General features: G+C 66.6%; 12 protein-coding genes. 9 read left to right on the top strand and 3 right to left on the bottom strand.

The features are described from left to right. From argJ to P24_RS17205, 4 genes are all read left to right on the top strand, one after another. A partial coding sequence (gene argJ / locus P24_RS17220; RefSeq protein ID WP_008946028.1) for a bifunctional glutamate N-acetyltransferase/amino-acid acetyltransferase ArgJ occupies nucleotides 1-861 on the top strand: 861 nt, incomplete at its 5' end. Then, complete coding sequence (mutT, locus tag P24_RS17215; protein ID WP_008946027.1) at nucleotides 842-1,312, top strand: 8-oxo-dGTP diphosphatase MutT; 471 nt, start codon at nucleotides 842-844, stop codon at nucleotides 1,310-1,312. The genes argJ and mutT, both read left to right, overlap by 20 nt. Nucleotides 1,313-1,508: 196 nt before the next feature. Next, complete coding sequence (locus P24_RS17210) at nucleotides 1,509-2,183, top strand: J domain-containing protein (protein WP_083859855.1); 675 nt, start codon at nucleotides 1,509-1,511, stop codon at nucleotides 2,181-2,183. Between the two features lie 17 nt (nucleotides 2,184-2,200). Then, nucleotides 2,201-3,085, top strand: coding sequence for a DUF4743 domain-containing protein (locus P24_RS17205; RefSeq protein ID WP_008946025.1), 885 nt, complete (start codon nucleotides 2,201-2,203; stop codon nucleotides 3,083-3,085). Between the two features lie 6 nt (nucleotides 3,086-3,091). On the opposite strand, the gene gluQRS is transcribed toward P24_RS17205, so the two are convergent. Continuing rightward, a complete protein-coding gene (gluQRS, locus tag P24_RS17200; protein WP_008946024.1) occupies nucleotides 3,092-3,940 on the bottom strand; it encodes a tRNA glutamyl-Q(34) synthetase GluQRS in 849 nt (282 codons plus the stop codon). A gap of 90 nt (nucleotides 3,941-4,030) precedes the next feature. On the opposite strand from gluQRS, the gene P24_RS17195 reads away from it, so the two are divergent. Continuing rightward, on the top strand, nucleotides 4,031-4,681 hold the full coding sequence (locus tag P24_RS17195) for an alpha/beta hydrolase (protein WP_008946023.1): 651 nt from the start codon (nucleotides 4,031-4,033) through the stop codon (nucleotides 4,679-4,681). A 172-nt stretch (nucleotides 4,682-4,853) separates the two neighbouring features. Continuing rightward, a complete protein-coding gene (locus tag P24_RS17190) occupies nucleotides 4,854-5,417 on the top strand; it encodes an HNH endonuclease (RefSeq protein WP_008946022.1) in 564 nt (187 codons plus the stop codon). Here the strand turns inward: P24_RS17190 and P24_RS17185 are convergent. Beyond that, on the bottom strand, nucleotides 5,387-5,983 hold the full coding sequence (locus tag P24_RS17185) for a nucleotidyltransferase family protein (protein WP_008946021.1): 597 nt from the start codon (nucleotides 5,981-5,983) through the stop codon (nucleotides 5,387-5,389). The two genes, P24_RS17190 and P24_RS17185, sit on opposite strands and share 31 nt — an antisense overlap. Nucleotides 5,984-6,140: 157 nt before the next feature. On the opposite strand from P24_RS17185, the gene modA reads away from it, so the two are divergent. From modA to modC, 3 genes are read left to right on the top strand one after another with little or no spacing between them, the layout of a single operon-like run. After that, nucleotides 6,141-6,917 (top strand): molybdate ABC transporter substrate-binding protein, encoded by a 777-nt coding sequence (gene modA, locus P24_RS17180; RefSeq protein WP_008946020.1) that lies wholly within the window; start codon nucleotides 6,141-6,143, stop codon nucleotides 6,915-6,917. A 1-nt stretch (nucleotide 6,918) separates the two neighbouring features. Beyond that, nucleotides 6,919-7,632 (top strand): molybdate ABC transporter permease subunit, encoded by a 714-nt coding sequence (gene modB, locus P24_RS17175; RefSeq protein ID WP_008946019.1) that lies wholly within the window; start codon nucleotides 6,919-6,921, stop codon nucleotides 7,630-7,632. Continuing rightward, the gene (modC, locus tag P24_RS17170) at nucleotides 7,629-8,762 is read left to right on the top strand and encodes a molybdenum ABC transporter ATP-binding protein (protein WP_008946018.1); all 1,134 of its coding nucleotides are present in this window, start codon (nucleotides 7,629-7,631) and stop codon (nucleotides 8,760-8,762) included. Before modB ends, modC begins: the two co-directional genes overlap by 4 nt. Here the strand turns inward: modC and P24_RS17165 are convergent. Then, nucleotides 8,759-9,181: a winged helix-turn-helix domain-containing protein gene (locus P24_RS17165; RefSeq protein ID WP_008946017.1), complete on the bottom strand. Its 423-nt coding sequence runs from the start codon at nucleotides 9,179-9,181 to the stop codon at nucleotides 8,759-8,761. The two genes, modC and P24_RS17165, sit on opposite strands and share 4 nt — an antisense overlap. Between the last annotated feature and the right edge of the window lie 53 nt (nucleotides 9,182-9,234).

Here is a 9,234-nt window from a genome sequence, read left to right as displayed (position 1 = left end):
GGCGAGCCGCTGCCGGCTGGCAAGGTGGTGGCCGCCATCGGCACGCTGCGGGCGAACCTGAAGCCGGAAACCTGGCATGAATCGGCCAAGGCCATCATGACCACGGATACTTTCCCGAAGGGTGCCACGCGGACGGCCCGCATCGGCGACACGAAGGTGACGATCAACGGCATCTGCAAGGGTTCCGGCATGATCGCGCCGGACATGGCGACCATGCTGGGCTTCGTCTTCACCGATGCGGCCATCCCCGCCCCGGTGCTGCAGGAGATGCTGTCGCGCGGGACCGACAAGTCCTTCAACTGCATCACCGTGGACAGCGACACCTCGACCAGCGACACGGTGCTGCTGTTCGCCACCGGCAAGGCCTCCCACCCGCCGGTGGAGAGCGCCCGGGATGCGCATCTGAAGGAGTTCCGGGCGGCGCTGGAGGATCTGCTGACCGACCTTGCGGTCCAGATCGTGCGCGACGGTGAGGGCGCCAGCAAGCTGGTGACCATCGACGTGATGGGTGCGGCGTCCGCCAAGGCAGCCAAGCGCATCGGCCTTGCCATCGCCAATTCGCCGCTTGTGAAGACCGCCATCGCCGGCGAGGACGCCAACTGGGGCCGTATCGTCATGGCGGTTGGCAAGTCCGGCGAATGGGCTGACCGTGACCGACTGGCGATCAAGATCGGCGGCGTCGAGGTGGCGAAGGAAGGGGCCGCCGTCGAGGGCTATGACGAAACCCCGGTGGTCGCCCACATGAAGGGCCAGGACATCCAGATCGAGGTCGATATCGGCCTCGGCAAGGGCCGCGCCCGGGTGTGGACCTGCGATCTGACGCACGCCTATATCGACATCAATGGCTCCTACCGCAGCTGATCTCGACGATCTGTGCCCGTCCGGCCCCGCCACGCCCGTCGCCGCGGGGCCGAAGCCGGTCGTGCTGGTGGTCGCCGGCGCCCTGGTCGATATCGACGGGCGGGTGCTGATCGCCAAACGCCCGGAAGGCAAGAAGATGGCCGGGCTGTGGGAGTTTCCCGGCGGCAAGGTGGAGCCGGGCGAGACGCCGGAGGCCGCGCTGGTGCGCGAGCTGCGCGAGGAGCTGGGCATCGACACTTCGGGCAGCTGCCTAGCCCCGCTGACCTTCGCCTCGCACGAATATGACGATTTCCACCTGCTGATGCCGCTTTATGTCTGCCGCCGCTGGCGTGGCCGTATCGCAGCCAAAGAACATAGTGAAATCAAATGGGTACGCCCTCTCCAAATGGGCGCCTACCCGATGCCGCCGGCCGATGTGCCGCTGGTTTCCATGTTGCGCGACCTGCTGTAGCCGCGACTTGCAGTTTCAGGCGTGTGGTTAACGATTCCTTAACTTCGATTGCAGTTGACGCCCTGTCCAGAGCCCGATAAGGCTGGCCCTGTGACGGCGATTTGCAGTTACCGGGCAGGAACAGGCCGGCAGACCGAATCGCTTCCGATTCGTTAGCGCGCGATTTCGAGACAGACAGAGAATGCCCGACAGCCTGATGTCCGCCCAGAGACCAATCCGGAAAGCCGTACCGCGTACCGGCGAACGCAGCCGCACCTATGCCATCCCGTGCAGCGCCGGTTTCCGCGATCAGGTGACGGAACTGGCGCAGCAGCGCGGGGTCAGTATTGCCGACCTGGCGCGCGCCATTTTGCTGACCGTTCCGGAAGCGACCGTAAACGCCGCGCCCGATCCGGGCGAGCCGCCGGCCCATGAACGCGAGGAAGTGACCCTGCTGTCCGGCGCGTCCAAGGGCCGCGTGCTGCGTCGCAAGCCGCGCCTGCAGGTTCGCCTGCAGCCCGGCCTGGCGGTGGTGCAGCTGCGCCGGGCGCTGGGTCTGGCCGTCGCCATGGCGCGTGGCGACCATGTGGTGGCGCTGGAAGCGCCTGCCGCGAGAGGCAAGCAGGCCGACCGTATCAAGGCGCTGGAGGAGGAGCTGGAGCGGCTGCGCCTGATGCTCTCCGCCGTCGCCTTCGAACCGCTGAAGGACGGCGTGCGCACCCGCATGCAGGCACTCTATGTGCTGGGTTTCCCGGCCGATGCGCAACCAGATGCCCGGGCGCTGAAGGCGCGCTATCGCATGCTGGCAATGATCTTCCACCCGGATTCGCCGCAGGGCGATACGCTGCGCATGGGGCAGCTGAACGCCGCCCGCGATCTCCTCAGGCTATAGACCGTCACGGAGCCGAGATGAGCTTTCTAGACCATGTCCAGCGCGTGAACCGCCACGATCTCTCGGGATTCCGCCGCTTCCTGATCGGTGAGGCGCATGCCGGCTATCTGCGGCACGCAATGGCCGAGCGGCTGAAGGCGCAGGCCGACATTTTCCAGGTCGATGCGAGCACGGTCCGCCTGTCGCCCGCACTGACCGACCCAGAGGCCCGCACCGAGGCGGTGGACCGCGCCGTACGGCAACTGGTGGAGGAAGGTGCGGTCGCGAAGATCCGCTTCGAGCAATATCCGGTGCTGGAACGGCCGGGCGGACCGATTCTGATGCGAATCAATCGGGCGGCGGCGGCGCATTTCGGCATCATCTCCTTCGGCGTGCATCTCAACGGCTATGTCCGCAAGCCCGACGGCATCCACCTCTGGATCGGCCGCCGCGCCCGCGACAAGAGCGTCGCCCCCGGCAAGCTGGACAATATGGTGGCCGGCGGCATGGGCGACGGCTATGGCCCTTTCGAGACGCTGGTGAAGGAATGCGGGGAGGAAGCCGGCCTGCCCGAAGCCCTCGCCGCTAGGGCGCATCCGGTCGGCGCCATCACCTACATGATGGAGGTGGGGGCCGACACGGCGCACGGCGCCGCCGCCGACATCGGCCAGGATGGGCTGCGCCGCGACGTGCTCTATTGTTTCGACCTCGAACTGCCGGCGGATTTCATCCCGGTCTGCCAGGATGGCGAGATCGAGGAATTCCAATTGCTGCCGATTGCCGAGGTGGCGCGCATCGTCGATACCAGCGACGATTTCAAGTTCAACTGCAACCTCGTCATCATCGATTTCCTGATCCGCCACGGCCTCCTCGGGCCGGACCGTCCGGATTATCTGGATCTCGTTTCGGGCCTGCACCGGTAGGCGAATTTACCCCATCCCCACCATCGCGCGAACCTTAGCGGGTGAATGGCCGGCCTCACGCAGGGCGGCGATGGTCAGCGAGCGGTCCCGCTTGGCATAGCGCCGCCCGTCCGGCCCGGTCAGCAGCCGGTGATGCGCGTAGAGCGGCACCGGCAGATCGAACAGCGCCTGCAACAACCGGTGGATGTGCGTCGCCTCGAACAAATCCATGCCGCGCGTCACCAGATTCACCCCCTGCAGCGCATCATCCAGCGTAACGGAGAGATGGTAGGAGGTTGGCGTTTCCTTGCGCGCCAGCACCACATCGCCAAAGGCTTCCGGGGTGGCGCGGATGATCCCCTTGTCCTCATCGCGCCAGTCCAGCGGCCCTGCCAACGCGACAGCCTGCGCCATGTCGAGGCGGAGCGCATGCGGCTCCCCGGCGGCGATGCGGGCCTCTCGTTCTGACGCCGGAATGGCGCGGCAGATACCAGGATAGGCCGGACCCTCAGGTCCATTTGGGGGCCCATGCGGCGCGTGGCCAGAGCGGGCGATTTCCGCTTCGATGTCGCTGCGCGTGCAGAAACAGGGATAGAGCAAGCCCTTGCCCGCCAGCCGGTCCAGTGCCGCGCGGTATTCCTCCAGATGGTCGGACTGCCGGCGCACTTCCCCGTCCCAGTCGATGCCGAGCCAGGCGAGGTCTTCAAGGATCGCCGCCTCATGTTCCGGCCGGCAGCGGGTCGGGTCGATATCCTCGATACGCAGCAGGAAGCGCCCGCCAGCTTCCCGCGCCCGGCGCCAGCCGACCAGCGCGGAATAGGCGGAGCCCAGATGCAGCAAGCCGGTCGGGCTGGGGGCGAAGCGGGTGACGATCATGCCGTCAAAACTAGCCGGAACGATTTCGGCACCGAAGCGCTTTGTGCTAGGACGAGGCATCTGGAACCAAGACAGCATGAGAGACGTTTGATGCAGCTTTCCGGTCCCTCCCTTCCGCCCGCCGACGGCAAGCCCGCACGCGGCCTCGTCATCCTGCTGCACGGGCTGGGAGCGGACGGCAATGACCTGATCGGCCTTGCCCCGCACTGGGCGCGGCTGCTGCCGCATGTCGCCTTCGTCTCGCCGAACGCGCCCTTTCCCTGTGACATGGCGCCTTATGGCTACCAGTGGTTCAGCCTGCAGGATCGCACACCCGCGCGCGTGGTGGCCGGCGTGCGCGCCGCCTGGCCGATCCTCGACGCCTTTATCGACGAGCAGCTGGCCGCCCACAAGCTGACCGAGGACCGGCTGGCGCTGGTCGGCTTCAGCCAGGGCTGCATGATGAGCCTGTTCACCGCGCCCCGGCGTAAACGCGCGGTGGCCGGCGTGGTCGGCTATTCCGGCCGGCTGATCGATGACGGCACGATGGCCGGCGAGATCGCCTCGCGTCCGCCGGTGCTGCTGGTGCATGGCACGGAGGACGCGATCGTACCCTATGAGAGCCTCGCCTTGTCGCAGCAGGGGCTGGAATCGCTGGACGTGCCGGTGGAGACGCTGAGCTGCCCCGGCCTTGGCCATGGCATCGACCCGGCCGGGCTGGAAGCCGGTGGCGCCTTCCTGAAACGTGTGCTGGCGGACTGAGGCGGCAGTAGCATCAGGATTCGCTGTTTATTGTCATTGTGTTACAAAATTCGGTAGGCACGTGAAACACAGCACCTAGTTGTTGTGTTTCCCCTTGCGGCAGGCTATCTAAATTACACTTCTCTGATCGCTGCGGTGCGTCAGGATCGCAGCAACCGGACGGGAGGGTGCCGTGACGTCGCTTGCGAACGACTGGCCTGCCTTGGTGCTGAACGCCGATTGCCGGCCGCTCAGCTATTATCCGCTGTCGCTGTGGAACTGGCAGGACACGGTGAAGGCGGTGTTCCTGGACCGGGTCAATATCCTCGCCCATTACGACCAGCTGGTGCGCTCCCCCACTTTCGAGATGCGGCTGCCCAGCGTGATCTCGCTGAAGCAGTATGTGCCCGCCGCGCGACGCCCGGCCTTCACCCGCTTCAACGTGTTCCTGCGCGACCGCTTCAGCTGCCAGTATTGCGGCGAGCTGTTCTCCACCCAGGAACTGACCTTCGACCATGTGATCCCGCGCTCGCGCGGCGGTCGCACCAGCTGGGAGAATGTCGTCACCGCCTGCGGGCCGTGCAACCTGTTCAAGGGCAACCGCATGCCGCGCGATATCGGCATGCTGCCGCTGGAACCGCCGCGCCAGCCGACCAGCTTCGAGCTGCAGCAAAATGGGCGCGGCTTCCCGCCCAACCATTTGCATCGCAGCTGGCAGGACTACCTCTACTGGGATACCGAGCTGGAAGAGGGCTGACCGCTCGCTCCTTCCACGATCCGCAGCCACGGCCAGCGCGCGCGGTAGCTTTCCGCCTTGGCCCGGAAGGCGGTGCGGTCCGGGCAGTTCTGATTATCAGCCAATAGCCCCGCCTCCAGCTCCGCCGTGCCATAGGGCGCATGCAGGACCGGTCCCGCCGCGCCGGGCTGCAGCGCCAGACAGGTGCCGCGCACCGGAAACATCGCCACGCCATCAAGCGCGCTGTTGAGCGGCGCGATGGGCACGCCGAAGCGATCCCCGTACCAGAGATGCACCCGCGCCTGGTTCTTCACATCGATCTCGATGGCAAGGTCGGCAAAAGCGTCCCGCACCCGGCTGATCGCCGCGTCCTCAGCCGCCCAGCCGGTATCGGCATCATCGAAATAGAAGATGTCGTAATCCTTGATGCAGGCCTGCGGCGGGCGGCGATCAAGACCGTTCCACACGCTCTGCGCCAGCGCGCCGGCGACCAGGCAGGCCTGATGCAGACCGAGCAACGGCAGCCGATCCAGGATCGCCCGGTTCACCGGGTTCGCCAGCATCAGGGACATCAGGCGGTCAGTCATATCGGCTTTCGTCGTGCATCGCGGGCCTTTTCGTGGTGATCCAGCGCCGGCCAGATAGCCCGAACCCGGTTTCACGATTCAATATGTTCCATTGGATATATCGATAGCCTATACTCCAGCGAAATATCTGATTGGATATCTTGAAAGGGGTTTTCCGATGCGCACCCGCCTTTTCCTCCTCGCTGTCATGCTGTTCGTTGCCGGCCCGCTCGTCTCGATGCCGGCCGCCCGCGCGTCGGAACCGGTGACGCTGTTCGCCGCCGCCAGCCTGCGCAACGCGCTGGATGAGGTGATCGCCGCCTGGAAGGCGGAAACCGGCAAGCAGGCCCGTACCTCCTATGCGGGTAGTTCGGCGCTGGCGAAGCAGATCGAGCAGGGCGCACCGGCCGACATCTTCATTTCCGCCGACCTTGCCTGGATGGACCATCTGCAGAAGGCCGGGCTGGTGAAGCCCGAAACCCGCAGCAACCTGCTGGGCAACAGCATCGTGCTGGTATCCCCGAAGGCTGAGGCAAAACCGGTGGAGATCGGGCCCGGGTTCCCGTTGGCCAGCCTACTGGGCGACCGGCGGCTGGCGATGGCCGACACCAGCGCCGTGCCCGCCGGCAAGTACGGCAAGGCCGCGCTGCAGAGCCTGGGGGTCTGGGAGGCGGTCGAGGGCAGGCTGGCGCAGGCGGAGAATGTGCGCGCCGCACTGGCGCTTGTCTCCCGGGGCGAGGTGCCCTATGGCATCGTCTATGCGACCGATGCCGCTGCCGACCCCAACGTGGTTATCGTCGGCCACTTTCCCGCCGGCAGCCATCCGCCGATCATCTATCCGGCCGCGCTTCTGGCAGAATCGAAGAATCCCGATGCTGCCGCCTTCCTAACCCACGTGAAATCGCCCAAGATGAAGCCTGTTTTCGAAAAGCACGGATTCACGGTCTTCAACTGATATGGACTGGCTGGCTCTCAGCCCCGAGGAACTGACGGCAGTTCGCCTCAGCCTGCGGATCGCCTTCTGGGCGATGCTGGCCAGCCTTCCCGTCGGGCTGGCCACGGCCTTCTTGCTGGCGCGCTACGATTTCTGGGGCAAGTCAATCCTGAACGGCATCGTGCATCTGCCGCTGATCCTGCCGCCGGTGGTGACGGGCTACATCCTGCTGCTGCTGTTCGGACGGCGCGGCGCCATCGGCGAATTCCTCGACCAGAGCTTCGGCATCGTCTTCGCCTTCCGCTGGACCGGGGCGGCACTGGCTTGTGCGGTGATGGGCTTTCCGCTGATGGTGCGCGCCATGCGCCTGTCCATCGAGACGGTGGACCGGCGGCTGGAGCAGGCGGCGGGCACGCTGGGCGCCAGCCCCTTCATGGTGTTCCTGACCGTGACTCTGCCGCTGATCCTGCCCGGCATCATCGCCGGCATGATCCTGTCCTTCGCCAAGGCGATGGGCGAGTTCGGCGCGACCATCACCTTCGTCTCCAACATCCCGGGCGAGACCCAGACCCTGCCCTCGGCAATCTATGTGTTCACCCAGGTGCCGGGCGGCGATGCCGGGGCGATGCGCCTGACCCTGATCTCGGTCGCGATCTCGATGGCGGCGCTGATCGCCTCCGAACTGCTGGCCCGGCGGGTGGCCAGCAGGGTCGGCCAGGGAGCGCCCGCGACATGACGCTCACCGTCGATGTCAGCCACCGCCAGGGCGATTTCACCCTTGAAGTGCGCTTCGAGAGCGAGGGCAACCTGACCGCGCTGTTCGGCCGGTCCGGCAGCGGCAAGACCACCCTCGTGAACATCGTTGCCGGGCTGATCCGGCCGGTACGCGGGCGCGTCGCGCTGGGCGATCTGGTGTTGCTGGACAGTGAACGCGGCATCTTCGTCCCGCCGCACCGCCGCCGGATCGGCTATGTGTTCCAGGAGGGCCGGCTGTTCCCGCACCTGTCGGTCCGGCAGAACCTGCTCTATGGACGCTGGTTCGCCCCGTCCGGCGAGCGCCGCGAAGCGCTGGATACTGTGATCGATCTGCTGGGCATCGCCAGTCTGCTGGAGCGCCGGCCAGGGTCCCTGTCAGGCGGGGAGAAGCAGCGTGTCGCCATCGGCCGGGCACTGCTCGCCAGCCCCCGGCTGCTGCTGATGGACGAGCCGCTGGCCTCGCTGGACGAGGGCCGCAAGGGCGAAATCCTGCCCTATATCGAACGCCTGCGCGACCAGATGCGCATCCCGATCCTCTATGTCAGCCACGCCGTCGGCGAGGTCGCCCGGCTGGCCTCCACCCTGGTTCTGCTGAACGAGGGCCGGGTCGCCGCCGCCGGCCCCACTGCCGATATCATGGGCCGCCTCGACCTGTTCCCGATGACCGGTCGCGCCGAGGCTGGCGCCGTGCTGGAAACCCGCATTGAGGCGCATGAGGCAGACTATGGCCTTACCCTGCTGCGCAGTGCTGCCGGCATGATCCGCGTACCCCGGATCGACATGGAAGCGGGCACGCCGGTCAGGGTGCGCATCCGCGCCCGCGACGTGATGCTGGCACTGGAACGGCCGTCCGGGATCAGCGCCCTGAATATCCTGGAGGCGACAGTTGCGGAGCTACGCCCCGGCAAAGGGCCGATTGTCGATATCCGCCTCGATTGCGCCGGCACGCCGCTACTGGCCCGCGTCACCCGCCGGTCGGTGGAGACGCTGGGCCTGCGGCCCGGCCTTGCCCTCTATGCCGTGGTGAAGAGCGTCGCCTTCGAGCGCCGCAGCATCGCCGCCGGAACTGAGGCGGGCGGAGAAGCAGGGGGTGAGGCCGCGGACCTTTAATCGCCGGCTTTTTCCGCTGCGCCGGCCAACGGCGCGAGGTCGGCGGCCAGCGCGGCCATCGGGTCTGCCGCTCCCGCCAGCGCCCCGGCCTCGATCCCGCGATACAGCGCGACAACGCGCTGACCGAGCGGCGTCAGCACAGCGCCGCCACCGCCGGAGCCACCATGCTGGGTCTCGATCAGCGGCTCCCGGAACATCCGGTTCAGCGCATCGACCAGCAGCCAAGCCCGGCGGTAGGACATCTTCATTGCCCGGCCGGCAGCGGTGATCGAACCCTTCTCGCCAATCAGCTCCATCAGCCGGATCTTCCCCGGGCCCAGGGCGCCGTGCGGGCCGAAATCGACACGGATCGTCAGCCGCGTCTCGCTGTCGCCGCCCCGCCGTTGTGGCGGCTGGCGGGTAACCCCCACGGCCTTCATGCTCGTCCCCGGAAAACACTTGAACGCATGGCGCCACTATAGCGGCAAGCCGG

The sequence above is a fragment of the Oceanibaculum indicum P24 genome (genome assembly GCF_000299935.1).
GTDB classification, from domain to species: Bacteria; Pseudomonadota; Alphaproteobacteria; order Oceanibaculales; family Oceanibaculaceae; genus Oceanibaculum; species Oceanibaculum indicum.
Note: the sequence above shows the minus strand (reverse complement) of the source record. Positions and strands in the feature narration are given on the sequence as shown.

Coding starts and splice junctions, on each gene's coding strand:
- mutT (WP_008946027.1), top strand. CDS start 842: ATGGCTCCTACCGCAGCTGATCTCGACGATCTGTGCCCGTCCGGCCCC.
- P24_RS17210 (WP_083859855.1), top strand. CDS start 1,509: ATGTCCGCCCAGAGACCAATCCGGAAAGCCGTACCGCGTACCGGCGAA.
- P24_RS17205 (WP_008946025.1), top strand. CDS start 2,201: ATGAGCTTTCTAGACCATGTCCAGCGCGTGAACCGCCACGATCTCTCG.
- gluQRS (WP_008946024.1), bottom strand. CDS start 3,940: ATGATCGTCACCCGCTTCGCCCCCAGCCCGACCGGCTTGCTGCATCTG.
- P24_RS17195 (WP_008946023.1), top strand. CDS start 4,031: ATGCAGCTTTCCGGTCCCTCCCTTCCGCCCGCCGACGGCAAGCCCGCA.
- P24_RS17185 (WP_008946021.1), bottom strand. CDS start 5,983: ATGACTGACCGCCTGATGTCCCTGATGCTGGCGAACCCGGTGAACCGG.
- modA (WP_008946020.1), top strand. CDS start 6,141: ATGCGCACCCGCCTTTTCCTCCTCGCTGTCATGCTGTTCGTTGCCGGC.
- modB (WP_008946019.1), top strand. CDS start 6,919: ATGGACTGGCTGGCTCTCAGCCCCGAGGAACTGACGGCAGTTCGCCTC.
- modC (WP_008946018.1), top strand. CDS start 7,629: ATGACGCTCACCGTCGATGTCAGCCACCGCCAGGGCGATTTCACCCTT.
- P24_RS17165 (WP_008946017.1), bottom strand. CDS start 9,181: ATGAAGGCCGTGGGGGTTACCCGCCAGCCGCCACAACGGCGGGGCGGC.